Source organism: Nocardia spumae (assembly GCF_020733635.1).
Lineage (GTDB): Bacteria > Actinomycetota > Actinomycetes > Mycobacteriales > Mycobacteriaceae > Nocardia > Nocardia spumae.
The window spans coordinates 4,963,107-4,987,900 of sequence record NZ_JAJFZL010000001.1 but is presented as its reverse complement, the minus strand read 5'-3'; the positions used below and the strand labels follow the sequence as shown (position 1 = coordinate 4,987,900).

Annotated in this window: 22 protein-coding genes and 1 pseudogene; 13 read left to right on the top strand and 10 right to left on the bottom strand. The window is 68.0% G+C overall.

The window, feature by feature from the left end:
- Positions 1–123: 123 nt before the first annotated feature.
- Positions 124–642: a winged helix-turn-helix transcriptional regulator gene (locus LKD76_RS22290; RefSeq protein ID WP_227983346.1), complete on the bottom strand. Its 519-nt coding sequence runs from the start codon at positions 640–642 to the stop codon at positions 124–126.
- A gap of 71 nt (positions 643–713) precedes the next feature.
- Between LKD76_RS22290 and LKD76_RS22285 the strand changes: the two genes are divergently transcribed.
- Positions 714–1,481 (top strand): class I SAM-dependent methyltransferase, encoded by a 768-nt coding sequence (locus tag LKD76_RS22285; RefSeq protein ID WP_227983345.1) that lies wholly within the window; start codon positions 714–716, stop codon positions 1,479–1,481.
- 109 nt (positions 1,482–1,590) lie between these two features.
- On the top strand, positions 1,591–3,486 hold the full coding sequence (locus LKD76_RS22280; protein WP_227983344.1) for an alkyl/aryl-sulfatase: 1,896 nt from the start codon (positions 1,591–1,593) through the stop codon (positions 3,484–3,486).
- Between the two features lie 66 nt (positions 3,487–3,552).
- On the opposite strand, the gene LKD76_RS22275 is transcribed toward LKD76_RS22280, so the two are convergent.
- Positions 3,553–4,638 carry an NAD(P)H-dependent amine dehydrogenase family protein gene (locus tag LKD76_RS22275; RefSeq protein WP_227983343.1) on the bottom strand — a complete coding sequence of 362 codons (1,086 nt, stop codon included), beginning with the start codon at positions 4,636–4,638 and terminating at the stop codon, positions 3,553–3,555.
- 55 nt (positions 4,639–4,693) lie between these two features.
- Positions 4,694–5,743: a Rieske 2Fe-2S domain-containing protein gene (locus tag LKD76_RS22270; RefSeq protein ID WP_227983342.1), complete on the bottom strand. Its 1,050-nt coding sequence runs from the start codon at positions 5,741–5,743 to the stop codon at positions 4,694–4,696.
- Between the two features lie 171 nt (positions 5,744–5,914).
- Between LKD76_RS22270 and LKD76_RS22265 the strand changes: the two genes are divergently transcribed.
- The 4 genes from LKD76_RS22265 (at position 5,915) to LKD76_RS22250 (ending at position 10,400) form a co-directional block, all read left to right on the top strand.
- Positions 5,915–6,532: a TetR/AcrR family transcriptional regulator gene (locus LKD76_RS22265; protein WP_227983341.1), complete on the top strand. Its 618-nt coding sequence runs from the start codon at positions 5,915–5,917 to the stop codon at positions 6,530–6,532.
- A gap of 331 nt (positions 6,533–6,863) precedes the next feature.
- Positions 6,864–8,090 carry an esterase/lipase family protein gene (locus LKD76_RS22260; protein WP_227983340.1) on the top strand — a complete coding sequence of 409 codons (1,227 nt, stop codon included), beginning with the start codon at positions 6,864–6,866 and terminating at the stop codon, positions 8,088–8,090.
- 434 nt (positions 8,091–8,524) lie between these two features.
- Positions 8,525–9,283, top strand: coding sequence for a GntR family transcriptional regulator (locus LKD76_RS22255; protein ID WP_227983339.1), 759 nt, complete (start codon positions 8,525–8,527; stop codon positions 9,281–9,283).
- A 124-nt stretch (positions 9,284–9,407) separates the two neighbouring features.
- Entirely contained in the window at positions 9,408–10,400 is a 993-nt protein-coding gene (locus LKD76_RS22250; RefSeq protein ID WP_227983338.1) for an LLM class F420-dependent oxidoreductase, read from the top strand.
- Positions 10,401–10,407: 7 nt separating this feature from the next.
- Here the strand turns inward: LKD76_RS22250 and LKD76_RS22245 are convergent, their stop codons facing one another.
- From LKD76_RS22245 to LKD76_RS22235, 3 genes are all read right to left on the bottom strand, one after another.
- Entirely contained in the window at positions 10,408–11,247 is an 840-nt protein-coding gene (locus LKD76_RS22245; protein WP_227983337.1) for an SDR family NAD(P)-dependent oxidoreductase, read from the bottom strand.
- 10 nt (positions 11,248–11,257) lie between these two features.
- Positions 11,258–11,761: a nuclear transport factor 2 family protein gene (locus LKD76_RS22240; protein ID WP_227983336.1), complete on the bottom strand. Its 504-nt coding sequence runs from the start codon at positions 11,759–11,761 to the stop codon at positions 11,258–11,260.
- A gap of 64 nt (positions 11,762–11,825) precedes the next feature.
- Positions 11,826–12,362, bottom strand: a complete 537-nt coding sequence (locus LKD76_RS22235; RefSeq protein WP_227983335.1) for a hypothetical protein — start codon at positions 12,360–12,362, stop codon at positions 11,826–11,828.
- Positions 12,363–12,488: 126 nt separating this feature from the next.
- Between LKD76_RS22235 and LKD76_RS22230 the strand changes: the two genes are divergently transcribed.
- On the top strand, positions 12,489–13,037 hold the full coding sequence (locus LKD76_RS22230; RefSeq protein WP_227983334.1) for a TetR/AcrR family transcriptional regulator: 549 nt from the start codon (positions 12,489–12,491) through the stop codon (positions 13,035–13,037).
- Between the two features lie 30 nt (positions 13,038–13,067).
- Complete coding sequence (locus LKD76_RS22225) at positions 13,068–13,874, top strand: methyltransferase domain-containing protein (protein WP_227983333.1); 807 nt, start codon at positions 13,068–13,070, stop codon at positions 13,872–13,874.
- A gap of 57 nt (positions 13,875–13,931) precedes the next feature.
- Here the strand turns inward: LKD76_RS22225 and LKD76_RS22220 are convergent, their stop codons facing one another.
- Together LKD76_RS22220 and LKD76_RS22215 are read right to left on the bottom strand one after the other, a co-directional pair.
- Entirely contained in the window at positions 13,932–14,849 is a 918-nt protein-coding gene (locus LKD76_RS22220; RefSeq protein WP_227985364.1) for an MSCRAMM family protein, read from the bottom strand.
- Positions 14,841–16,289: pseudogene (locus LKD76_RS22215) on the bottom strand (MFS transporter); the annotation flags it as partial. The pseudogene LKD76_RS22215 and the gene LKD76_RS22220, both read right to left, overlap by 9 nt.
- 318 nt (positions 16,290–16,607) lie before the next feature.
- Here LKD76_RS22215 and LKD76_RS22210 point away from each other — a divergent pair.
- Positions 16,608–17,975 carry a lipase family protein gene (locus LKD76_RS22210; RefSeq protein ID WP_227983332.1) on the top strand — a complete coding sequence of 456 codons (1,368 nt, stop codon included), beginning with the start codon at positions 16,608–16,610 and terminating at the stop codon, positions 17,973–17,975.
- A gap of 17 nt (positions 17,976–17,992) precedes the next feature.
- On the opposite strand, the gene LKD76_RS22205 is transcribed toward LKD76_RS22210, so the two are convergent.
- Entirely contained in the window at positions 17,993–19,336 is a 1,344-nt protein-coding gene (locus LKD76_RS22205) for an LLM class flavin-dependent oxidoreductase (protein ID WP_227983331.1), read from the bottom strand.
- A 230-nt stretch (positions 19,337–19,566) separates the two neighbouring features.
- Here LKD76_RS22205 and LKD76_RS22200 point away from each other — a divergent pair, with 230 nt between their 5' ends.
- From LKD76_RS22200 to LKD76_RS22190, 3 genes are all read left to right on the top strand, one after another.
- Positions 19,567–21,165 carry an FAD-dependent oxidoreductase gene (locus LKD76_RS22200; RefSeq protein WP_227983330.1) on the top strand — a complete coding sequence of 533 codons (1,599 nt, stop codon included), beginning with the start codon at positions 19,567–19,569 and terminating at the stop codon, positions 21,163–21,165.
- On the top strand, positions 21,165–21,503 hold the full coding sequence (locus LKD76_RS22195; RefSeq protein WP_227983329.1) for a 4Fe-4S dicluster domain-containing protein: 339 nt from the start codon (positions 21,165–21,167) through the stop codon (positions 21,501–21,503). Before LKD76_RS22200 ends, LKD76_RS22195 begins: the two co-directional genes overlap by 1 nt.
- A 152-nt stretch (positions 21,504–21,655) precedes the next feature.
- Positions 21,656–22,951: an NtaA/DmoA family FMN-dependent monooxygenase gene (locus LKD76_RS22190; protein WP_227983328.1), complete on the top strand. Its 1,296-nt coding sequence runs from the start codon at positions 21,656–21,658 to the stop codon at positions 22,949–22,951.
- Between the two features lie 18 nt (positions 22,952–22,969).
- On the opposite strand, the gene LKD76_RS22185 is transcribed toward LKD76_RS22190, so the two are convergent.
- Entirely contained in the window at positions 22,970–23,800 is an 831-nt protein-coding gene (locus LKD76_RS22185; RefSeq protein ID WP_227983327.1) for a class I SAM-dependent methyltransferase, read from the bottom strand.
- A gap of 146 nt (positions 23,801–23,946) precedes the next feature.
- Here LKD76_RS22185 and LKD76_RS22180 point away from each other — a divergent pair, with 146 nt between their 5' ends.
- Complete coding sequence (locus LKD76_RS22180) at positions 23,947–24,756, top strand: nuclear transport factor 2 family protein (protein ID WP_227983326.1); 810 nt, start codon at positions 23,947–23,949, stop codon at positions 24,754–24,756.
- The last annotated feature ends 38 nt before the right edge of the window (positions 24,757–24,794 follow it).

Here is a 24,794-nt window from a genome sequence, read left to right as displayed (position 1 = left end):
GGCACCAACGGATTCGTCACCGGGCGATCCGCGGATCACGATGGATCGACATACCGCGCGATCGCGACCGAAGCGTGACCGAATCCGCCTTCGCGGGTGGTGGGGAGGGGTTTCGCCGGCGGGCTAACTCGGTGATCCGGGTGGTTGCCGTGCCGCGAGGAGAGGGCCGATCACCTGCGTGCCCGGACCGACTCGCCCGCCCGGTCCGGGCAGTTGGGTGGTGTTGTCGACGGTGAGTGCGTGGCCGCAGTGTTCGCAGGTGGTCACCGGTTCGGTGTCGTGCCCGCATTCGGTGTGGTGGATACGCACCGGCGGGCCGGATTCCGCACTGCGCCAACGGTCACCCCATCGCATCAGGGCAAGCAGGACCGGATAGAGCTCCTTACCCTTCGGGGTGGCGAGGTAGTGCTCGCGGGGCGGGTGGTCCTGGTACCGCTCGCGAGCGAGTACATCCTCTTCGACCAACCGCGAGAGCCTGGCGGCCAGCACCTTCCGGGAGATGCCCAGGTCGCGGGCGAGGTCGTCGAACCGATTCACGCCCAGCAGGACGTCGCGCATGATCAGCGCCGTCCATGCGTCCGCGAACAGATCCGTCGCGCGGGCGATGGAGCACGCGACGTCGGCCAGCGATGTTCGGGTCACCCGATCAGCCTACTCGAGTTCCCTCAGGAGACTAATATGAGTTCCCTCGAGGAACTCAACTGGAGGACATCATGGCTCCGATCATCGAACTCGACTCGCCCACCCCCGGCGCGATCGACGGCCGGCATATCCGCGCGATCAGCTTCCAGGAGGTCCGGCTGACCTATGTGGTGTCGACCCTGCGCCGTCTCGGCATCGATCCGGCCGGGTGTAGCGCGCTGGTCATCGGCAGCGGGCGCGGTCTGTTGGCGCGGGGGCTGGCCGGACTCGGCTGCCGAGTCGTGGCCCTCGATCCCTCGGCCGAGGCCACCGGCCTGGCGCGAGAGGCCGCCCGCGGCGAGGCCGTCGAGTACGCGACGGCCTCCGCCGAACAGCCGGGCCGCTACGGTGAAACCTTCGATATCGTCTACTGCGCAGACACTTTCGAGATCACCGATGACCTCGACGGCGTCCTCGCGCAGGTGTCGCGCCTGCTGCGACCGGACGGCGTCCTGTGCTACGACACGGTCAACCGCACACCGATCTCGCGGCTGGTCTATCTGGTGGCTTTCCAGTCGCTGCCGTTCACCCGCATCATGCCCCGCGGCCGCTACACCGCCGCCCGGCTGCGCACTCCCGGAGAGGTCGCGGCCACGCTCACCGCACATGGCCTGCGCGGCGACAATATCTGTTCTTTCAAGCCCGGCAAGATCCGTGACCTCGTCCGGGCCGTCCGCGCCCGCCGGCGCGGGACGATCACCGATCCGGAGATCCCCGCGCTGACCGGCTTCGTCCTCGAACCCGAGGGCAAGCCCGTGGTCACCTATCTCGGCTGTGCCCGCCATCGCGAAGCGCCGTGAGCGACCGGGTCGCTTCACCCGCCTCGGGTGAGGTCCGGATCGGCGATCGATGGCAGCGTCGGGGTCGAACCGACAATCAGCCCGTCGACGGCCTGAAGGGGTGCGTGCAATGACCGGTGTCAGCGACGTTTCGGGGAAGATCGAATCGCAGAATCAAGGTGCGGTGCAAGCGCTTCCGTTCGGCGACGAGCAGGATTTCGAGGACGCTCGGCGGGGCTTCGTCGCGGCTTTGGAGCCGGGTGTGGTGCGCAACGCGGCCGGGGACACGGTGTGGGACAGCGACGGGTACGCGTTCCTGGACGAGGACTGCCCGGCCACCGTGCACCCGAGCCTGTGGCGGCAGTCGCGATTGTGCGCGATGCAGGGGCTGTTCGAGGTCACCGAGGGGATCTATCAGATCCGCGGTCTCGATCTGTCGAATATGACCCTGGTCGAAGGCTCGACCGGGGTGATCGTGATCGATCCGCTGATTTCGGAGGAGACCGCCGCGGCCGGGCTCGCGCTGTATCGGGCCCATCGCGGCGACCGTCCGGTCACCGCGGTGATCTACACCCATTCGCATATCGACCACTTCGGCGGTGTCAAGGGTGTCACGACGGCCGAGCAGGTCGCGGCGGGGAAGTGCCCGATTCTGGCGCCGGTCGGTTTCGTCGAGCACGCGGTGGAGGAGAACGTCTACGCCGGCACCGCGATGGCGCGGCGCGCGGCCTACATGTACGGGGCGGCGCTTCCCCGGGGGCCGCGCGGCGCGGTGGGTGCGGGACTGGGGCCCACGACCTCGACGGGTACGCCGACGCTGATCACACCGACGGTGAACATCACCCATACCGGGCAGAGCGAGGTGGTCGACGGGGTGCGCATCGATTTCCAGATGACGCCGGGCACCGAGGCACCGTCGGAAATGAATTTCCATTTCCCCGAGCGCCGAGCGTTGTGTATGGCGGAGAACGCGACGCACACCCTGCACAATCTGCTGACCCTGCGCGGCGCGCTGGTACGCGATCCGCATGTGTGGGCGAAGTATCTGACGGAGTCGATCAACCGTTTCGCCGCGCGATCGGATGTGGTCTTCGCATCCCACCACTGGCCCACCTGGGGGACCGAGCGATTGACGGAATTCCTGTCGCTGCAACGAGATCTGTACGGCTATCTGCACGATCAGACCTTGCGCTCGTTGAACCAGGGAGCGACCGGGATCGAGATCGCCGAGGGCATCCAACTGCCGCCGGCGCTGGAGGCGGCGTGGCACACCCACGGGTACTACGGTTCGGTCAGCCACAACGTGAAGGCCATCTACCAGCGGTACATGGGCTGGTTCGACGGCAATCCGGCCACTCTGTGGCAGCATCCGCCTACCGAGTCGGCGAAGCGGCATCTGGACTTCATGGGTGGTGCCGACGCGGTGGTGGCCAAGGCCCGCGATTCCTATGCCGAGGGTGATTTCCGCTGGGTGGCACAGGTGCTGAACTATGTGATCTTCGCCGAACCGGAGCACACCCAGGCACGCGTGCTGCAGGCCGATGCTTTGGAACAGTTGGGGTTCGGCTCGGAGAACGGGACCTGGCGCAACTTCTTCCTGATGGGCGCCTACGAGTTGCGCAACGGTGCGGTCGGCACACCCACCGCCACGGCGGCCCCCGATATCGCCGCGGCGTTGTCGGTGGAGCAGCTGTTCGACGCGATCGCGCTGCGGGTCGACGGGCCGAGGTCGTGGTCGGCCGACATCGTCATCGACTGGCGCATCTCCGACCAGGATCTCGTGCACCGCGTCCACCTCCGCAACGGTGTGCTCGTGCACTTCGATCTGGACGGTGATGGCGGCGGCGCCGCCGCGACCTTCACCCTCACCGGCGACGATCTGCATCTCGCATTGTTGGGAGGCAAGGATATTCAGCAGATGATCGCCGACGGCGCGATCACCGTCGAGGGCGATCCGGCCGCTCTGGCCGAACTGGTCGGCTATCTGGACGAACCGGATCCGGATTTCGCCATCGTGACCCCGTAGGCGAACGATATCGACGGGCCCGCGGCGCGACCGCCGCGGGCCCGTCGATGGTCGCCCGGCGCCGCCTCAGCGGGTGAAACGACCCGCGAAGCTGCGCAGCGGCAGATCGGCGCTGGTGATGATGCCCGGCCGGGCCGCCACGACGGACCTGATGGCATTCAGCGCCGGCAGGCCGGTGACGGTCATGCCGATGGAGGCGAAGTTCTTCGGGTCGGACAGGTCGAAGCCCTTGCGCGGGAAGATCATGTGCTTGCTGTAGATGCTCGGGTCACCGGTGACCTGAGTGATGTAGCAGCCCTTGATATTCCACGCGGGATCGGTGTGCGGGGTCATCTGCCATTCGAGGTGGGATTCCACCCGTGCCACCCCGTCGACCATGCCCTGGTACTTGATGTAGTTGGCGCCCAGTGACCCCTTGGGCAGGAAGTACCAGCCGAGGTCGACGTCCTTGGTGCAGGCGCCGAGTTCGTAACCGAAGGTGACCTCGTCGAGTTCGAGGCCGAAGGCGTCGGCCATGAGGTAGACCGAATCGGCGAAGACGGCGGTGTACTTGTGCAGTGAATCCGGGATGGTCGGATCGTCGATCGGGCGACCGTAGCCCACGGCCTTCCAGGTGTCGACCGAGTGATGGCAGGACACGTCGACCGATTCGGTGACGGTGACGTTCTCGATCTCGGCCACATCGGCGGTGTGCACGATGCCGAGGATCTGGCACAGGCCGGGATTCATGCCTGTGCCGTAGAACGTCGAATTGCCACGCTGACAAGCGGATTCGATTACTTCACTGACCTTGCGGCCGGACGGATGCGGATGGTTGGTGTCGCGGTGGTGGCCGGTGATCCAGTCGGCGGTCGTCACCACATCGATACCCGCTTCGAGCACCTTCTCGTACAGATCCTCATCGGGGAAGACGCCGTGGAAGGTGAGGACGTCGGGGCGCGCGGCGATGATCTCCTCGATCGAACCGGTGGCGGTGACGCCGATCGGGCCGATTCCGACGATCTCGCCCGCGTCCCGGCCGATCTTGTCGGGGGTGTAACAGTGCAGGCCGGCCAGTTCGAGGTCGGGGTGATCGCGGATGCGGCCGATCATCTCGGTGCCGAGATTGCCGGTCGCGACCTGGAAGACCCGGATCTTGTCGGGAATGCTCATCGTGTGCGGCCTTTCTGCGGGAAGCTGCTGTTCGAACGGAAATCGGTTGGCGCGTTCAGAGTTCGGCCGAAGCCGGTCGCACCGCGCCGCTGTACGGCCGTTGCGGATCGGCGCCGGCCGGGCCCCCGTCGGGATAGAACTGTTCGGCCCAGTTCCGCAGCGCGGTGAAGCCCTGGAATTCCTTGCGCGACAACGCCGGAGGGTCGGAATAGCGCTGATGCGACCAGATCTCGATATCGGCCTCGAACTGCTCGATCACGAAGTCGGCCATGGTCTTTCCGTACCGGGTGAGCTCCGGGGAGTCGTCACCGTGTTTGCGGCCGATCCAGACGGTGAACCGGACATCGGCGGTCCGATCGTCGACCGGGGTCACCGCGGGCATGGTGCGGTTGTCGACCATGCCCCAGCTCTTGGTGATCGAACAGCCCAATCCGGCATTGATCGATTCCACGCCGCTGTTGATCTGGTCCTCGCGCACACCCTCGTCGAAGGCGATGGTGAAGTCGACATAGGACACCGGGCCGGAGAAGTCGTGACGGGTGAATTCCGGGACGAACGGCGTTTTGTGCACGAATGTGAAGTGCGCGAAGTCGACGCCGTTCTCCATCACGTACTGCGGATGCAATTCCAGCCCGGGCCGGTAGATCGTGGCCGCGGGCACCGGCGGGTAGTAGTCGGCGGCGGTCTTACCGTCGCCGAAGGCCGCGAAGATATCCGGCACCTCGAAATACGGTGGGCGCCCGCCGATATCGAACCAGATCCATACGGCCTCGTTGCGTTCCGCGACCGGATAGCTGTGGATGCGGCGCCCCTTGTTGGGGTGACTCTCGTAGGGGATGCACACATTGCGGCCCTCGCGATTCCACTCCCAGCCGTGGAACGGGCACACCAGATTCTCGCCCTCGACATGGCCGCCGTAGCCCAGGTGGGCGCCCAGATGTTCACAGTAGGCGTCGAAGACCGCGACCCGGCCCGAGGCCGCGCGCCAGGCCACCATCTCGCGTCCGAAGTACTTCATCTTGTGGACGGCCCCGGCCGCGATCTCGTCGCACCAGGCCACTTGGAACCAGCCCGTCGGCTCCATCGACAGGGGTGGTTTGGCCATCTCGGTCCTCCCGTGTGTGACGCGTCCGGGCCGCGTGTGGCGCGCGAGCTCTGCGGCGTTCGTGGCGTCGATCACATGCGGCGCTCATTACCGTAGAACCCTCTTTGAAATAATGCAAGAGGGTTAGTTGAAACTGGAGTAGGCAGGTCAGGGCCATTACACTCGGATCTCGTGACGGAGGCGGCGGTAGGCGGGCGACGCGCGAACCGGCGCGGCATCGAATCTCGGGATGCCATGCTGGAGGCGGCGATCACCTCCCTGGCCACGGGCGATCCCGCGGCGGTGTCGGGCAACCGCATCGCGCGCGATATCGGGGCCACCTGGGGCGTGATCAAGTATCAGTTCGGCGATATCGACGGGCTGTGGGCGGCGGTGCTGCGTCGCACCGCCGACAAGCGCGGTGATCTGCCCGCCGGCGTCAAACCCGGTGGCACGCTGCACGAGCGGGTAGCCGCGCTGATACACACGATGGCGGTCGGACTGCGCCGGCCCGAATCCCTGGCGATCGAAACCCTGCGCGCGGCGCTACCGCGCGATCACGCCGAACTCGAGCGGGAGTACCCTCGCACCGCCGCCGAATTGGCGTCGTGGAAACCGAATTGGGATCAGGCCTGCGAACGGGCGTTCGCCGATCTGGGGCTCGAACCGGTGAAGGTGCGCCGGGTCGCCGCCCTGATCCCCGCGGCGATGCGCGGCATCACCTCGGAACGAACGTTGGGCACCTACGGCGATCTCGACGACGCGCTCGAGGCGCTCATCGGTGGCATCGTCGCGTATCTCGAGAAGTGACACCGTAATTCGCCGAGCCGAATGCGGGAGTTCCCCGATCGGCCGAATTCCCGGATTCGGCCTTCCTGCTCGTTTTCTGCTCGCCTTTTCCCGGTAGCGGCCGATTGCCGGGCATCATGCCTGGTCGCGCCGAATACGTCGGCGGTATGGGCGTTCACCCGGACCACTGTGCAGATTCATGGTGCGCTCGGGCGCATTTCGTGAACCCGTGAAGACTTCGCCGACGGCGGACCCGCAGCCCTCGGCGGAACCGTAGCGTCGCTTCCCGAATTCCGGACGGGCGCAATGGATCGTCTGCCGGGCAGTCATTTCACCAATGGTTAGGGACGTTATGAAACGAAGCGCTCGCCGTAGTTGTCTGAGTGCAGCGGTCGTCGCGGGGGTCTCACTGCTGACGATCGGGCTGGCCGGAGCCGGCGCCGGGGCGGATCCCGGTGCGTCGCCGGGTGATCAGGCGCAGGAGCAGCAGTTGGCGGAGTTGATCACGCGTGGTTTGAAGGATCCGGCTGCGCGTGCGGTGGCGGATTCGGGGAGTTCGGGGACGGGGTCGGCGTGTACGTCGGGTAGTGGTGCGGGGTCGGGGAACGGGTCGGGGGATTGTTATGGGGGGTCGGGGTCGAGTTCGGGGTCGTCGGGTGGGATGTCGAGTGACACGGTGGGGTTCGGGCCGGGGCAGTCGTCGTTCTTGGCGGCGTTCGGGTATGGGTTGTTGCATCCGGATGTGGCGCCTCCGGGGGCCAATGATTGGAATTGTAAGCCGAGTGCGGCGCATCCGGAGCCGGTGGTGTTGGTGCATGGTACGTGGGAGAACGCGTATGACAATTTTTCGTTTGTGTCGCAGCCGATCAAGGATGCGGGTTATTGCGTGTTCACGTTCAATTATGGTAGGTCGAATGTGATTCAGGGGGGTGGTTTGGGTTCGGTGTTGCCGGGGGCGAACGGGACGGGGTATATCCAGGATTCGTCGAAGCAGTTGGCGGAGTTCGTGGATCGGGTGTTGGCGGCGACGGGGTCGGGGAAGGTGGATATCGTGGCGCATTCGCAGGGGGGTGCGATGTCGCGGTGGTATCTGAAGTTCGATGGTGGTGCGGGGAAGGTGCGTCGTGAGATCACGTTCGGTGCGACGAATCATGGGACGTCGTTGGACGGGATCGGTGCGTTGGGTCGTGCGGTGAATAATTTCGGGATCGATGTGCTGGGTTTGGTGGAGATCTTCGTGGGTCATTCGGGGATTCAGCAGACGATCGGTTCGGATTTTGTGAATCAGTTGAATGCGGGTGGGGATACGGTGCCGGGTGTGGATTACACGGTGGTGGGGAGTCGGTACGACGAGGTGACGAATCCGTATGATTTGACGTTTTTGAAGGCGGGGCCGGGGGCGACGGTGAGGAATATTACGATGCAGGACGGGTGTGAGCAGGATTTGTCGGATCATTTGACGATGATGTATTCGCCGCGTTCGTTGTCGATTATTTTGAATGCGTTGGATCCGGTGGCGTCTCCGGGTTTGGTGTGCACGTTCAATCCGTGGTTGCTGGGTGGTGGTGGGAAGCTGTGACCCTGACGATGTTCTGACCCTCGAACCTGCCCGCCGGCGTGTGGCGAACCGGACCTCTGAGCACGTCGGCGGGCACCGGCCCGCTGGGTGGTGTCCGGAACCGTCCGGCTGTGGGCGTGCTCCCGGGATTCGAGGACGAAGCCGGCGCAGTGCCGCCATCGGACGACCTGTGCCCGGGTCCGCATCGTCATCGGGCCGACGGCCGCGACCATGTCGTACACGGTGCCCAGGCCACGCGCGGGTTCACCGACCGGTTCGCATCGGTGCACCCCGTGCACGTAGGACGTGGAGAAGCGATGGTCGTTCCGGAATTCCGAGGTGACAGCGATAGGTGTGGCGCATCGAGCGATCGCTCGGGCGGTGATCCTCGAATCCGGCTGCTCGCCGGATCGGAATTGATACCCTTTCTCTTCGGTAGTGCACCGGGGGCCGCGATGCCTCCCGGTCGCGGCGGAAGAGGGTTTTTCGTGGCAGTGCCATCGGCGGTCCGGTCGGGTCCCGGCCTTTCGCGACGTAAGCTGCCGTTACCGCAGCAGATCGCTCACCACATTCGCGGTTGGATCATGTCCGGCACGATCAAGCCGGACGAGTTCATCCGCTTGGACGAGGTCGCGGAGAAGCTCGACGTCAGCGTGACCCCGGTCCGGGAGGCGCTGCTCACCCTGTCGGGGGAGGGGGTCGTGCGGGTGCTGCCCCGGCGCGGTTTCACCGTTGTCCGGCTGAGTCGCGATGATGTCGCCGACATCTTCTGGGTGCAGGCCCAGTTGGGAAACAGGTTGGCGCAGCGGGCCGCTCGCCGGCTCGACCCGTCCGGGATCGTGATGCTGGAGCAGAGTGTGGACCGGCTCGAGGCGGCTGTGCGTCGAGGTGAGGTCGACGCCATCGCCGAATGCGAGTTCGAGTTCCATCGCACCCTCAACCGTGCCGCCGGATCACCGCAATTGGCGTCATTCCAATGGAAGATGGGCTGGTACGCGCCCTATCGGCTGTACGCGGCCGATCAGAACTGGGCCGAGTTCGCGATCGACTGCCATCGGCGCCTGGTCACCGCGTTGCGCGACGGTGACAGTGAGCGCGTCGCCGCCGAGAGCCGGCGCCTGTACGAGGATGCGGGCCGGCGCCTGATCGCCCACCTGGAACGATCCGGAGTCTGGGATGAGGCGGAAGCCGGCGTGGTGCGAGCCGGCGGCTGAATCCGGGGCCTGTCCGGGATCGGCACAGGCGAATTGGACGCGCCGAGCGCGGAACCCTTGCTCGTGATCGAGCGAATCGGAAGAGTGACGGCCGGATCCTGTTCTCTCACCGAGGAGGCGCACCGTGCGTTTCGGCATCTTCGTTCCCCAGGGCTGGCGACTGGACCTGGTCGGCATCGATCCGGCCCGGCAGTGGCCGGTGATGCGCGACCTCGCCCGTCGCGCCGATGATGCCGGGGTGTGGGAGTCGCTGTGGGTCTACGACCACTTCCACACCGTCCCGGTGCCCACCGAGGAGGCGACGCACGAGGCGTGGACGCTGATGTCGGCCTTCGCGGCCACCACCGAGCGTATTCGGCTCGGCCAGATGTGCACCGCCGTCGCCTACCGTAATCCGGCCTATCTGGCCAAGGTCGCCGCGACCGTGGATCTGATCTCCGGCGGCCGGGCCGAGATGGGTATCGGCGCCGGCTGGTACGAGCACGAATGGCGGGCCTACGGATACGGCTTCCCCACTGCCGGGCAACGATTGGCGAAACTGGACGAAGGGGTGCAGATCCTGCGTCAGGCGTGGACCACCGGAACCGCGACGCTGGCGGGTGAGCACTATCAAGTCGACGGCGCGATCGTGCGCCCGCTTCCGTTGCAGGACGGCGGTATTCCGCTCTGGATCGCGGGCGGCGGCGAGAAGGTCACCCTGCGGATCGCCGCGAAATACGCGCAGTACACCAACTTCTCGGGCGATCCGCAGACCTTCGCGCACAAGTCCGACCTGCTGCGTGAGCATTGCGTCGCGGTCGGATCGGACTTCGAGGCGATCACCCGCAGTGCGAATTTCAACACCGTGGTGGGTGCCACCGAGGCCGAGGTCGCCGAGCGGATCGCCGCGCTGGCCGCTCGATTGGCGCCGGTGCTGGGCGCCGAGGCGGCGGAGAACCAGCTGGGCAATCTCTTCCGTGATTCCCCGGCCGTGGGCACGCCGGAGCAGATCGTCGAAAAGCTGTCGCGGATCCGCGATCTCGGTCTCGGTTACGCGATTCACAATTTCCCGGAGTCGGCCTACGACACCTCGGGCGTGGAGCTGTTCGAACGTGAGGTGATCCCCGCGCTGCGCTGAGCCGGCCTCAGCGGATGTCGGCGCCGAAGATCGGCCCACCGCCGAAAGCGGCCCGGTGCGAGGGCGGTTGGCCGCCGTCGATATCGGTGATCCCGTAGTCGACGGCTGCCTCGGCGGTGATGATCGTCTGTCCGCTGCGCGCGCCGATCTGCGGATCGGCGGCGAGTGCGGCCACCACCCGGCCGACGAATTCCGGTGTCTCGGCGTGTGCGATCGGGAATCCCTCGATATCGTCGACGCCCAGCGCCAGCACCTTCTCGGTGCGGACCACGCCCGGCCACAGCGACAGTGTGGTGACACCGGTTCCGCGCAGTTCGACGGCCAGATCGAAGGCCATCTTGTCTAGTCCGGCCTTCGACATCCCGTACAGCACCGAATGCAGATAGCCGCGGGTGCCGAACGAGGAGATGTTGGCGATGACACCGCTGCCACGCGCGACCATCAGCCGCGCGGCGTGCACCGCGGCGACGTAGTGGGCGCGCAGTCCGACCCCGATGAGGCTGTCCCAATCGTCGAGCGGGCGCTGCCAGCAGGGTTCGGCGAAACCGGTGAAACCGTCGGGGTTGGACCAGACGTTGTTGACCAGCAGATCCAGCCGGCCGTCCCGGTCGCCGGCGATCCGCGCGAACACCTCGGCGATCATGGCGTCATCGCGGTGATCGCAGCGCAGTGCGATGCCGGTTCCGCCGCGTTCGCCGATCTCCGCGACGGTGCGATCCAGTGGCCCGTCGCTGCCGGGCTCGCCGCGGCCGGTGACATAGACCGTCCAGCCGGCCGCGCCGAGCGCGGTGGCGATGCCCTTGCCGACGCCGCGCCCGGCGCCGGTCACCAAGGCGATTCGTGTCATCGTCGCGCCCCTACCCGGTGATCCGGCAGTCGGCGTCGATCGGCCGGGTGATCGACCAGTTCCGGCGGAAGCGGCACGCCGACATCTTCCATTGCCCATCGCGGCGCAGATAGTCGTCGTCGTACTCACCGCTGGTGACGGTCTCGGTGTTGTCGATCAGGTTCACCTGCCGGAATCGCAGGGTCCACCGCCCGGTGGCGGTGGACTCGTCGTGCACGTCGATGGTGGCGTGCATGCCGTGGTGCATATCGAGGATCACGTCGCGGCCCTCCACCTGCCGCAATGCGATGGATTCGAAGACCGCGGCCATACCCTCGGCGTCGGTGCTGCCCAGATCGCCGTAGTCGACGGGTGCGCCCACGATGAAGCAATCGCGAAAGCCCTGGGGATCCTTGGCATCACAGGCTCGGAAGTACCGGTGTTTGAGCGCCTTGATCTGCTCGACGGCTTCCCAGCGGGCGAGGCGTCTCGCCAGTTCGGCGATATCGGTAGCGGCCGGCGACGGATCGGACATGCAACCTCCTCCGAGGGCCGGTGCCGCCCGGACGGCGAGTACCGCACCTCGCGGGTGAACCTACCTATCCGGACCGATCGGCCGGCAGCGACCTTCCCACCCACCGGGACGATGCGGGACCGGACTCGGTTGTCCGCCCGGCATGTTCGAGCAGTGATCGGACGAAGGCGAGATGTCCGGGCACGACCGGGAACCACGCATCGGGTGCGCGGGTGCCCTCCATCGCGACGAAGGTGGCGATCTGCACCGCGCCGTCGCTGACGTCGACCACGAGCTCACCGCGGAAGCCGAGGCTCGAATCGGCGCGCAGCACAACGCATTCGGGTGCGGCGAAACCGATCCGCCAGCCCGCGACCGTATCCGGTGCGCCGGGGTGGAGGTCGAGTTCGATGCCGGCCCAGGCGGCGGTCAGGCGCGCGCGCACGGTGTCGGAGACCTGCTCCATGATGGCGCGCGCCCACTGCTCGGCGGTGCGCGTGGTGGCGGCGGGGGTGTCGAGGACATGGCAGTCGACGTAGACCACATCGGCCAGGGTGGTGAGTGCGAGGAGGTCGTCCGCTATTCCGCGTTGGCGAACGACGGGGGGAGTATGCACGGGCATGGCGAGAACCTTCCGGTTTCGAAACCATTCGATAGATACAGAACAGTACTGTATCTATTGTGGGGTGATCTAATCAAGAGGCCCGCGACCACCGGCGAGAACCGGGCCCGTCGACTAGGAGAAGTGATGGCACCACCTGTGCGCACCCCGCGGCAGGCGTGGATCGATGCCGGGTTGTCCGTACTGGAGCACAAGGGGCCCGACGCCGTCCGGGTGGAAGCGCTGGCAGCGCGGCTCGGGGTCACCCGAGGCGGGTTCTACCGGCAGTTTCGCGGCCGGGACGAACTGCTGGGGGCGATGCTCGACGAGTGGGAGCGCCGGGCCGTCGACGACGTCCAGGAACAGGTGGAACGTGAGGGCGGGGATCCGAAGTACAAGATCCGCCGGGCCGGCACGCTCACCTTCGCCGAGGATCTGACCCACCTGGATCTCGCGATCCGGGCCTGGGCCCGGCACGACCCCGAGGTCGCCGCGCGGTTGCGGAAGGTGGACAACGCCCGGATGGAATATCTGCGGACGCTGCTCACCTCCTCCGGCGTCGCGCCGCAGGATGTGGAAGCCGTTGCGCTCCTGGCATTCTCCGTGGTGATCGCCAACCATCTGATCAAGGCCGACCATCCCGGGCACAGTCGTGGCGAGGTCCTGGACCGGGCCGCCCGGATGCTGTTCGACTGAGCTCTCGCAAGCGCGCGGCATACTGGCTGGGTGAGCGATCAGAGCAGCGTTCCGTCCTTCCACATCGATCAGGTGCATCATCCCGAACAGGAGCTGATCGTCCGGGTGCTCGACGATCAGGCCCGCTTACCCGGTGTCGTGCGAATGCGCCGCTGGGCTCGCGACGCACTGGCCGTGCGGCCCGGGCAGACGGCGCTGGATCTGGGCTCGGGGACGGGCACCGAGGTCGTCGAACTGGCCGGGCTGGTGGGCGATGCGGGCCGGGCGGTCGGCGTCGATCCGAATCCGGGCATGCTCGCCGTCGCACGGGAACGCTCGGCCGGGGTGAAAGCCGAATTCCTCGAGGGCTCGGCCTACGATCTGCCGCTGCCGGACGCCTCCGTCGACGTGGTGCGCTGCGAACGGGTCTATCAGCACCTCGACGATCCGGCGAAGGCCACCGCGGAGATCGCCCGGGTCCTGCGCCCGGGTGGCCGCGTGGTGCTGATCGACAGCGACTGGTCGACCGCGATCTATCACCCCGGTGATCCCGAACTCATCGAGATCCTGAGCCGCCGGATGGCGTCGACCAGCCCGAATCGCAACTCCGGCAGGCGGTTACGCGGGTTCCTGGCCGACGCGGGCTTCGTGATCGACGATATCGGATCCGAGGCGGTCGTCTGGGAACCGGATATGGTGCTGCCCATGTACACCGCCATCACCGAACGCGGTGTGGCGGAAGGAATCATCACCGAGGCGCAGCGCGACACCCTGCTCGCCGAGACACAGCGGGGTGTGGCGGCGGGCGACTACCACTTCTCGGTGACCATGTTCGCTGTCGTGGCGCACAAGCCCTGATGTGGTGGTGGGCTGCCCGGCGGTCGGCGCCGACCGCCGGGCAGCGCCGCGGTCGAACTAGTTCTCGCTCGAGTGCCGGGCCGCGACCGGGCCGGCATCGATCTCGGTGGCGGTCGAGACCCCGTGTCCCAGTTCGATATCGAGATCGCGGCCCTGATCCCGGACGACCACCGAGTTGTGCACGGGAGCGTAGCCGGAGGCGACCAGGGTGTAGGTGCCCTCGTCCAGATCGGCGAAGGCGTAGCTGCCGTCGGGGCCGGTGATCAGGGAGTCGACCACGTTGCCGACCCAGTCGGTGAGGGTCACCCGGGCATCCGGCAGCGGGCGGCCGTCGGAGCCCTGCACCACACCGCGAACGCGGGCGCTGGGGTGCAGCGTGATCGCCAGCCGGGCGGTGTCGCTGCCGCTCGCGCGCACCGAGACCGCGCTCGGGTGGAAGCCGGCGGCGCTGATCGCGACGGTGACATCACCTTCGGGCAGTTCGGGCAGCCCGAATTCGCCGTCGCCGTCGGTGGCCGCCGAGGCCAGGACGTCGCCGTGATTGTCGAGTGCGGAGACGCGGGCGTCGGGCACCGGCGCGCCGTCGTCGTCCCGGGTGACGATTCCGGTCAGTCCGGCCATCGCGGTCAGCACCACATCGCAGGGCACCGGAAGCGCGCCCAGTGCCACGGTGGAGGCGCCGGGCCGGCGGCCCTCGGTCGAGGCGATCAGCACATAGGAGCCGGGTTCGGGTGCGGTCAGTTCGAAATAGCCGTCGGCGGCCGACGTCGTGCGGCCGATCTGGCGGCCCGTGGTGGAGATCAGCGTCAGCACGGTGTCCGGCAGGGCGGCACCGCGAGTGTCGCGCACGCGTCCGAAGGCCACCGGGCCGGCGACCGTCGGCTGTGGCAATGATTCGACGACCGTCTCGGCTGCGGTGTGCGCGACCGCCCCATCGTGGCCGGCGTGGGCCGGCTCGGCGTCGTGGTGACGCATCGGTGTCGCGGGCTCGCTGGATTCGGCCACCACCGGGGCGGCGGACGCCGGACGCATCGCCGGAATGAACGTGGCGACGGCCGCACCCACGACGGCCACACCGCATCCGATCAGCAATGAGACCCGGAAGCCGTTCTCGCTGGTGATCGCGTGTCCGCCGAGCGAGATGGTGAGCTGTGCCAGCACCGCGCCGACCACGGCCGCCGCCACCGAGGTGCCGATCGAGCGCATCAGGGTGTTGAAGCTGTTGGCGGCGGCGGTCTCCGATTGCGGTACCGCGGCCATCACCAGGGCCGGCATGGCGCCGTAGGCGAAGCCGACACCGGTATTGATGATGAGGGTCACGATCAGCAGGCCCCAGGTGGTGCCCATCAGCGCGAGCGACGACCCGTATCCCACGGCGATGACGAGGCAGCCGGTGATGAGCGTGATCTTGGGTCCGCTGCGGGCCGACAGCTTGGCGCCGACAGGGGAGACCAGCATCATCATCAGACCGGCGGGAGCCATCCACAGGCCCATCGCCATCATCGACTGACCCAGGCCGTAGCCGGTGGCCTTCGGCAACTGCAGCAGTTGCGGCACCACCAGCGACTGGGCGTACATCGCCATACCGATCACCATCGAGGCGCCGTTGGTCAGCAACACCTGCGGCCGGGCGGTCACCCGGAGATCGACGAGCGGATTGCGGGCCGCCAGTTCCCACCAGCCCCACAGCAGCAGGACCACCACGGCCGCGACGAACAGTGCGATGGTGAGCCCGCTGCCCCAGCCCCAGCTCGATCCCTTGGAGACGGCCAGCAGCAGGCAGATCAGTCCCGCGCCCAGCCCCAGCGCGCCGAGTACGTCGAACCGGCCGGCGGAGGCGCTGGGTGGGGTCGCCGGAATCAGCAGGAAGATCAGCGCGCAGACCACCACCGCCAGCGCGGCCATGCCCCAGAACAACACCCGCCAGTTGGAGTACTGGATCACCGCGGCGGCCAGTGGCAGGCCGAGGGCGCCGCCGATTCCGAGCGAGGAGCTGATCAGCGCGATACCGGACCCGAGTCGTTCCCTGGGCAGCAGATCGCGCAGCGCGGCGATGCCCACGGGCACGATACCGGCGCTCATGCCCTGCAGCCCGCGGCCGATGATCATCGGCCACAGCGAGGACGAGAGCGCGCAGATCACCGATCCGGCCAGCAGTGGCACCGTCGAGGTCAGCAGGACGAGGCGTTTACCGTAGAGATCGCCCAGCCGCCCCGATACCGGGGTGGTGACCGCGGCGGCCAGCAGGCTCGCGGTGACGACCCAGGTGGCATTGGACGCGCTGGTGTCCAGCAGTTGCGGTAACTGCCCGAGCAGGGGCACCACCAATGTCTGTGTCAGCGACGCGACGATACCGGCGAATGCCAGCACCGCCAGGATGCCGCCGGAATGGCCGGCGGATCGCGCTTTCTCCACGCCCTTGCTCCCTCGGATGACGACTTCTCGTTGTTTGCATAATACATATTAGATGCATGATGCACATTCGGTGTGGTGCGCCGGGCGCCGGCGTTGTGGCATGCACCGACTTCGGCGGGGCTGGTTGGTGAGGTCTGTGCAAACCTGCCCGCAACGATTCGCCGCCGTCGCGGGCGGTTCTAGGGTGAGCGTGCTTCGGGACAGTCATTCGCGAAGGGGCACAGTGAATTTCAGCGTGGTTGCTTATCTCGATCCGAATTTCGGCTCCAGTCACTACCGGCCCGGCACCGGCCTGGTGGATCTGTTGTGGAGGGTGCGATGACACCGGCCCGGATCTGGACCTTCGTCGTGCTGATGAGCTGCGCGCTGGCATCGACGACGGTGTATCCGGCGGCCCGAGCGGACGACCCTGCGCCGGCCGATACCACCGAATGGCAGCAGTGGATCGACCGCGCGATTCCGGCACCGGGCGTGCCACCCGCACCGTCACCGCCCGGCGCCGAGCTGCCCCCGGAACTCGCCGGGCTGTGGCGGGCGGTGCAGTCGCCGCCCGCCGGTGATCCACTGTTCGATCAGTGGCCCGCCGGACTCGACGCGCTGCATCCCGGTGACCTGATCGAGGTGCGCGATGTGACCGCCACGGCCGCGCCGATCGCTGTCGTGCCCATCGCCCGCGCGCTGCTGCTGAAATTCCGCTCCACCGGCGCGGCCGGCGCGCCGTCGTTCGGCACCGCGACCCTGCTCGTTCCCGCCGCGCGGTGGACCGGGCCCGGGACGCGCCCGGTGCTGGTGAACGCGATCCCGATCAATTCGCTGGGGTTGCGCTGCACCCCCGGATACGCCATGGCACACGGCGTGCACGCGAAATTCAGTGTGGGAGACATCTTCCCGCCCGCCACCGGGTGGGCGCTGGCCCACGGCTACGGAGTGCTCGTGCCCGATCACGAGGGGCCGCGGATGTCCTATGCCGAACCCCGGGTAGCCGGTCGGGTGGTACTCGACGCGATCCGCGCGGTGCGGGCGGTGGAGCCGAAGACCTTGGGAGACAGCCGATTCGCGATCGGCGGCTACTCCGGCGGAGCTATCGCCGCCTATGCCGCGGATATGCTGCTCGGCGAGTACGCCCCCGAGCTGTCGCAGGTGCTGGCCGGGGTGGCCGTGGGCGGTCTGGTCACCGACTATCGGGAGGTGGCGCATCGATTCGACGGCAATATCGCCTCGGGCATTCTGATGGTCGTGGCGCTGGCCTTCGCACGCGAACATCCGGAGCTGCTGCGGCAGACCAATCATCTGGGCCGCTGGCTGGCCACCTCACCGGTCAACGACACCTGTGGCAACAGCAACGGCCCCCTGGGCGTGACGGGTGTGCCGATCGAAGTGGCGACCGACAACGCCCATCCGCTCGACACCGGCGCCGCGCGCGAGATCTTCGCGGCCTCGGACCTGCGCGACCGGAAATCCGGTGCGCCGCTGTACATCTACCACGGCGGGCTCGATATCTGGATTCCCGAGGCGGATTCGCGCGAGCTGTTCGGAACCCAGTGCGCCCGAGGGGTGGCGGCGGTGTACCGCGACGTTCCCGGCGAACACTCCATCGCGATGATGGCCGGATTCCCGGGGGCCGTCGACTGGCTCGACCAGCGCCTGCGCGCCGTCCCCGCACCCGACGAATGCCCGCCGCGTTGACGAGCCGGTGCCGAGAGTCAGTTCGGTGCGATCAGCGGGCCGGTGCCGCCCCGCGGCCGGGGCAATCCGAAGTGATCGCGCAAGGTGGTGCCGGTGTATTCCTCGCGGAACAGCCCGCGGCCGCGCAGGATCGGTACCACCGTCGAGGTGAACACCTCGAGGCCGCCCGGATAGTACGGCGGCATGACATTGAATCCGTCGGCGGCGCCGTGGCGGAACCACTCCTCGATGGTGTCGGCGATCTGCTGGGGTGTTCCGGCGACCACACGGTGACCGCGCGCACCGGCGAGCCGATGCAGCAGGCCCCGCAGCGTGGGCCGATCACGCGCCACGATTCCGGCGACCACCTGACGGCGGCTGGCCGCGTTGTCGGTGACATCGCCCGCGTCGGAGAACAAGTCGGCCGGCACCGGTTCGTCGAGGGCCAGGTGCCGCAGTCGCTGTCCGGTGATGCTCTCCAGCTGGCCGAGCCCGTATTCGGGCACCGTGAGCTCGTCGAACTCGCGCTGCAGCCGCTGGGCCGCCTCCTCGGTGCCGGCGATGAACGGGCTGATTCCGGGCAGGATCTTCAGATGCTGGGGATCGCGGCCGAAACCGCGTGCCCGGCGCTTGATATCGGAGTAGAAGCTCTGGGCATCCTCGAGCCGCTGATGGGCGGTGAAGATCGCCTCGGCGTAGCGGGCCGCGAAGGCCCGGCCATCGTTGGACGCCCCGGCCTGCACCAGCACGGGATGCCCCTGCGGTGTGCGGGCGGCGTTGAACGGCCCACGCACGCGCAGATATTCGCCGTCGAAGTCGATGCGACGGATCTTGGCCGGATCGGCGTAGATCCCGGCGGCGCGGTCGAGCAGGACCGCGTCGTCGTCCCAGCTGTTCCACAGCCCGACCACCGCGTCGACGAATTCTCGCGCCCGCGCGTACCGCTCGGCGTGATCGGGGTGGCGGTCGAGGCCGAAATTGGCCGCGGCGAGGTCGGTACCCGTGGTGACGATGTTCCATCCCGCACGCCCGCCGGAGATGTGATCGAGCGAGGAGAACAGCCGCGCCAGATTGTAGGGCTCGTAATAGGTCGTCGAGGCCGTCGCGATCAGCCCCAGCCGGGTGGTGGCCGACGCGATCGCGGTGAGCAGGGTGATCGGCTCCAGACCGGGTGCGGCGTTGTAGCGCACATCGGTGCGCAGCGCCGGGCCGTCGGCGAAGAAGACCGCGTCCAAGGCGGCCGCCTCCGCGGTGCGGGCGATCTCCTGGTAGTAGGTGATGTCGTAGATGCGGTCCGGCCGGCTTTCGGGGTGGCGCCACGCGGCCTCGTGGTGGCCCGCGGGATAGATGAAGGCGTTCAGATGTAATTGCCGTTCACTCATGCGAGCGCACCTCGTCCGATAGTCGCGATCCACCGCCGTCGGGGAGCGGTGGCTTCGGCAGTCAACCAGGGCCGCCCGATCGCGTGAACCGTTTGTGTATGCGTGATTCGAATTCCGTGGGATCCGGGGCCGCCGAACGGAATCCGGGTGATCGTAAGGATTCTCCGCATCGCCGGCCGGCGGCGAGGATGCCTATCGGGTGCACATCGGCATGTCGAAGGAGAGCGGCGATGAGCGAGACATGGCAGATCGACACCGATGTGCTGGTGATCGGCGGCGGCCCGGCGGCGTGCTGGGCCGCGGTGGCCGCCCGGGAGGCCGGTGCGGAGGTGGTCCTGGTCGACAAGGGGTACTGCGGTACCAGCGGCGCGACCGCGCCCGCGGGCACCGGGGTCTGGTACGTGGCGCCGGATACGGCGGCGCGCGCGGCGGCCAAGGCGAGCCGGGAGGAACTGGGCGGCTATCTCGCCGACCATCAATGGATGGACCGAGTCCTCGACCGGACATACATCAATATGGATCGCCTCGCGCTCGAGGGCCGCTATCCGTTCCCGGTCGATCCGCGCACCGGCGCTCAGATCCGCACCGGTGTCCAAGGGCCGGAGTACATGCGGCGCATGCGTGCCTGGGTGCGGCGGCTGGGTGTGCGCATCGTCGATCACGCCCCCGCCCTGGAGCTGCTGGTGGACGGTGACGGCGTGGTGCGGGGCGCGGCCGGATACCTGGTGCGCGAAGACCGCGACTACCGGGTGCGCGCCGGTGCGGTGGTGCTGGCGACCGGTGGTTGCGCCTTCCTGTCGCGCGCACTGGGCACCAACGTCGACACCGGCGACGGTACGTTGATGGCGGCCGAGGTCGGTGCGCGATTCTCCGGCATGGAGTTCTCCAACGCCTACGGCATCGCCGCGAAGGGATCGACGGTCACCAAGACCGCCTACTACCGCTACGCCACCTTCTTCCACGAGGACGGCAGCGTTCTGGAGGATGCCGGTTCGGTGCGCGGCCGATCGGTGATCGCCCGAACCCTGTTGCGGGAAAAGGTATTCGCCCAGCTCGATCGTGCCGACGCGGTGACCGCGGAGCAGATGCGACGGGGACAGCCGAACTTCTTCCTGCAATTCGACCGCCGCGGCATCGATCCGTTCCGGCAGCGTTTCGAGGTGGATCTGCTGGCCGAGGGCACGGTCCGGGGCACCGGTGGTATCGAGGTCGTGAACGACGACTGCGCCACCTCGGTCGCCGGACTCTTCGCCGCCGGCGACGCGGCGACGCGCGAGCGCATCTGCGGCGGCTTCACCGGCGGCGGCAGCCACAACGCGGCCTGGGCGACCTCGTCGGGAACGTGGGCGGGCCGCGGTGCCGCCGCGTTCGCCCGTCGCGGCACGAGGCGTCAGGCGCCGCTGACCGGTGCCGGGCGAACGGGATTGCGGCCCAGTGGATCCGGTCGGGTGAGCCCCGCGGCGGTACTGGCCGCGGCCCGGGGTGAACTGTTGCCGGTGGAGAAGAACTACCTGCGCCATGGTGACCGGATCCGCCCGGCACTGGCCACCCTGGACGCGGTGTGGTCGGAGGCGACCGCGGCGCTGGGCGTGCACGGCGGAGCCGCACGGGTGCGAGCCCGGGAGGCCGCCGCGATCACCGCGGTCGGCCGGCTGATGTACCGGTCAGCGCTGGCCCGCACCGAATCTCGCGGCATGAGCAAACGCGCCGACCATCCGGAGCTGGATCCGGCTCAGCATCATCACATCCTCAGCGGCGGACTCGACGAGGTGTGGACCGCGGCCGCGGCACTGCGCTCCGGCTCCGGGTTGCCGGCGGCGGTGGCGTGATGATCGAGTTGGTTCACGCCCCCGCCTGCATCGCCTGCGACAAGTGCGTCGACGTCTGCCCGACGAACGTCTTCGACCGCGGCGACGACGGAATCCCCGTGATCGCACGGCAATCCGACTGTCAGACCTGTTTCATGTGCGAGGCGTACTGCCCGGCCGACGCGCTCTACGTCGATCCAGAATCGGTCCCGCTGGCTGCCGGACAGGTGGTGCCGCGGCAGCACATCGGCGCGTATCGGCGCGAAATCGGCTGGGGGCAGGGGCGCCGGCCCGGCAGCCTGTCCGCGGTCGGCCCCGAACTCCCTGCCGGTCCGCCGCCCCGGGTGCCCGGAGCCTGAACGGCGGACAGTACTCGGCCGCGAGTGATGAGGCGTGGCCGAGTCGTCCGTCCGTGGCCGGGTCGCCCGATGCGGTGATCCGGCTGCGGACGGTAGCGATCTGCTCGAGTGCAATCGGTGGGATCCGGGCCGGCTACCGATACCGTCGGGGGATGGGTAGCAGGACCGGTCGGCGACCGCTGAAAATCGTTACCGGGGTGAGTGGTTCACCAAAGATCTACGATGCGGCGATCGATCCGCGGCGTTCGACGCTCGACGATGCGCTCGCCATCGCCCGGCTCGCCGAACAGCACCGCTTCGACGCGCTGTTCGCGGCGGATCTGCTGAGTTTCGGCGCGCAGGGCGCGATCGGCGCGCAGGAACCGCTGATCTTCCTGTCCGCGCTCAGTGCCGTCACCGAACATGTCGGCCTGATCGCCACTGTGACAACGACTTTCCACCACCCCTACAATCTGGCCCGGCTGTTCGGGACCCTCGACCACATCAGCAACGGCCGATCGGCCTGGAATGCGGTCACCTCGTCGGTGGGAGAGGAGAACTACGGAGCGGGGGAGCTGCCGAGCCCGGAGGAGCGCTACGCCCGCGCGGGTGAGGTACTCGAGGTGGTGAACGCGCTGTTCGACAGCTGGCAACCGGGTGCGCTGACCGCGGACGGTCGCGGGGGCGCGGTTGTGCACGCCGAGCTGGTGCGGCCCATCGATCACATCGGGCGCCATTTCACCGTGCGCGGCCCGCTGAACATTCCACCGCTGCCGCAGCGGCGTCCCGTGCAGTTCCAGGCCGGACAGTCCGAGGGCGGAGTGGAATTGGGGGCTCGATACGCCGAGGTGGTGTTCACCTCGCTGGCGACCCTCGACGATGCCCTGACCTACGCGAAGAAGATCAGGACCCGCGCCGCGGATCTGGGCCGCGCCCAGGGGCTGCCGCTGATCTTCAGTTCCCTGCACACCACCTACGGCGCCACCGAGGCCGAGGTTCGGCGGCTGGTCCGGGAGCGGGCGGAGGCCGCCGATTTCGAGGCGGGCCGCCACGCGCTGGCCGATATGCTCGGCGGCGGGGTGGATCTGTCGGAGCTGCCCCTGGACCGGCCGATTCCGGAATCGGTACTGCCGCAGGTGCATTCGGTGAACCGGCGCCGCGGCCGGGTGGAGATCTTCACCGCTCTCGCCCGATCCGGGAAGACACTGCGCGAGCTGATCGTGGCAGCCGAGGACACCGGCCACTGGGCGGCCGCCGGCACCCCCGAACAACTCGCCGACGCGATCGAGGAACGCTACGACGCCGGAGTGCTCGATGTGATCGGCCTGGGCGGCCTCGACGCTCCGCGCGAGCGTGACTTCCTGCTCAACGGCCTGCTCCCCGAATTGCGCCGCCGTGGCATCGTCGGCGCGGACTACGCCGGAACGACCTTCCGAGAGAACCTGGAACTGCCACCGCCGGCCGGATGAACCGGCCGCCGGGACCGCTCAGCTCGTGCGACGGGTCGCGGCGCGCACCAGGTGCGGGCCCGAAATACTCACCGCGGCCGCCGATTCGCGCGAATACGTCCGCACCGCGTCCGCCGCGGCCAGGTCGTCGATCTCGGTGAAGCCGGCCGTCTCCAGTTCGGCGCGCATCTGTTCGGCGGTGAAGAAGCTGATCCACGGTTCACCGACGGCGGCAACGCGTTTCGCGCGCGCTCGCTGTCCGGCATCGGGCGGGTAGGAATAGTCGAGGACCGCGATCGCGGCCTCGCCCTGCCCTCCGATATACCGCAGTGTCTCGGCGATGGCGGCCGGTTCGAGATAGACCACCACACCCAGCCAGACGAAGACCGCGGCGGCGTCGCGATCGAGCCCCGCTCGTGCCAGCGCGGCGGCGAGGGAATCCCGCGCGAAATCGACGGGGACGAACGACAACGACGGTGGTACCGCGATGTCGGCCTCGGCCAGCCGGTTTCGCTTCCATTGCTGGGTATCGGGATGGTCGACCTCGAAATACCGCACCCGCGGATGTGGATTGCGGTAGGCGGAGGTGTCCATCCCCGCGCCCAGGATCACCACCTGCCGGGTGCCCGCGGCGATCGCGTCGGCGACGGTGTCCTCGGCGAAGCGGCTGCGCGCGGCCAGGAACAGGCGGCGCCGGCGCACCAGATCCGGATCCACCCCCCGATCGAAGGGATTGTCGCGAGCCGCTTGTTCGCCGACCATGCGTACCGCCAGCGGATCGGTGAAGATCCGCGGTTCGTCGGCGAGTTGGTGGTATGCCCTGGCCTGCGCGGTGGCCATCGCGGTTCTACTGGGTTGCCCGACCTGCATGCCGGTCACGCTACGCCCGTGCTGGCGTGAGCGCCGCCGAGGCCGGGCCGCGCCCGGTGCGCCGATGCCGGTCTTGCCGGGATGTCCGGACGAAAACTGAAACAGGTTATAGATTGGTGGGACAGTCCAGAAGTCCGGGAGGAATGATGTCCGCGAACGCGTCGGCGGCCGAACTGCTCGCCACGGTGGAACGATCGCCGCAGGCGGTGGCGGTGCACGATCGCGATGCCTGGGTCGGCCTGTTCGCCCCGGACGGCCGGGTGGAGGACCCGGTGGGTTCGCGCCCGCACATCGGCCGCGCCGCGATCGAACGGTTCTACGACACCTTCATCGGCCCCAATGGCATCGCCTTCCGCATCGATCACGATGTGGTGTGCGGAACGACGGTCTATCGCGATCTGGCCATCGAAACCACCATGTCCACCGGCGTCACCCTGCGCGTGCCCATGCATCTGCGCTACGACCTGGACCGGATCGGTGACGACTGGCGAATCGGCCGCTTGTGCGCGCACTGGGAACTGCCGGTGATGGTGGGCCAGTTGCTGACCGCCGGCGGTCGCGGACTCGGTGCCGCCGCGAAACTCGCGCCGCAACTGCTGGGAAATCAGGGCATCGGCGGCGCGCTGGGTTTCGCGCGGGGATTCGTCCGGGTCGGGGCGGCGGGTAAACGGGCCGCGACCGGGCTGCTGGTGGCGGCCGCGAGCGGGGACGTGGCGGGCGTGCGTGCGGTCCTGAGCCCGGACGCGGTGGTGGAGTGGCCGGTCGGTGATCCGGTCGGGCATGCCGAATTCGTGAATCGTGTTCGGGGACTGGAGATCAGCAAGCCGATCGCGGCGGGACGGTTCGTCACGGTGAGCGTGCGGACGCCGGATGAACGCGGTGTCGCGGAAGTGGAAGTGAAGGGCCGCCGCGTGGTGGCGTTGCGAGGATTCGTCGGCGCGGCCGGGGATCACTGAGTCGCGGGCCGGGCGGGCGACGTGGATCGTGCTCTCCC

Coding starts and splice junctions, on each gene's coding strand:
- LKD76_RS22235 (WP_227983335.1), bottom strand. CDS start 12,362: ATGCCCGTGCATACTCCCCCCGTCGTTCGCCAACGCGGAATAGCGGAC.
- LKD76_RS22195 (WP_227983329.1), top strand. CDS start 21,165: ATGATCGAGTTGGTTCACGCCCCCGCCTGCATCGCCTGCGACAAGTGC.
- LKD76_RS22245 (WP_227983337.1), bottom strand. CDS start 11,247: ATGACACGAATCGCCTTGGTGACCGGCGCCGGGCGCGGCGTCGGCAAG.
- LKD76_RS22230 (WP_227983334.1), top strand. CDS start 12,489: ATGGCACCACCTGTGCGCACCCCGCGGCAGGCGTGGATCGATGCCGGG.
- LKD76_RS22285 (WP_227983345.1), top strand. CDS start 714: ATGGCTCCGATCATCGAACTCGACTCGCCCACCCCCGGCGCGATCGAC.
- LKD76_RS22280 (WP_227983344.1), top strand. CDS start 1,591: ATGACCGGTGTCAGCGACGTTTCGGGGAAGATCGAATCGCAGAATCAA.
- LKD76_RS22275 (WP_227983343.1), bottom strand. CDS start 4,638: ATGAGCATTCCCGACAAGATCCGGGTCTTCCAGGTCGCGACCGGCAAT.
- LKD76_RS22255 (WP_227983339.1), top strand. CDS start 8,525: ATGCCTCCCGGTCGCGGCGGAAGAGGGTTTTTCGTGGCAGTGCCATCG.
- LKD76_RS22260 (WP_227983340.1), top strand. CDS start 6,864: ATGAAACGAAGCGCTCGCCGTAGTTGTCTGAGTGCAGCGGTCGTCGCG.
- LKD76_RS22185 (WP_227983327.1), bottom strand. CDS start 23,800: ATGCAGGTCGGGCAACCCAGTAGAACCGCGATGGCCACCGCGCAGGCC.
- LKD76_RS22190 (WP_227983328.1), top strand. CDS start 21,656: ATGGGTAGCAGGACCGGTCGGCGACCGCTGAAAATCGTTACCGGGGTG.
- LKD76_RS22220 (WP_227985364.1), bottom strand. CDS start 14,849: ATGCGTCACCACGACGCCGAGCCGGCCCACGCCGGCCACGATGGGGCG.
- LKD76_RS22210 (WP_227983332.1), top strand. CDS start 16,608: ATGACACCGGCCCGGATCTGGACCTTCGTCGTGCTGATGAGCTGCGCG.
- LKD76_RS22200 (WP_227983330.1), top strand. CDS start 19,567: ATGAGCGAGACATGGCAGATCGACACCGATGTGCTGGTGATCGGCGGC.
- LKD76_RS22205 (WP_227983331.1), bottom strand. CDS start 19,336: ATGAGTGAACGGCAATTACATCTGAACGCCTTCATCTATCCCGCGGGC.
- LKD76_RS22270 (WP_227983342.1), bottom strand. CDS start 5,743: ATGGCCAAACCACCCCTGTCGATGGAGCCGACGGGCTGGTTCCAAGTG.
- LKD76_RS22240 (WP_227983336.1), bottom strand. CDS start 11,761: ATGTCCGATCCGTCGCCGGCCGCTACCGATATCGCCGAACTGGCGAGA.
- LKD76_RS22180 (WP_227983326.1), top strand. CDS start 23,947: ATGTCCGCGAACGCGTCGGCGGCCGAACTGCTCGCCACGGTGGAACGA.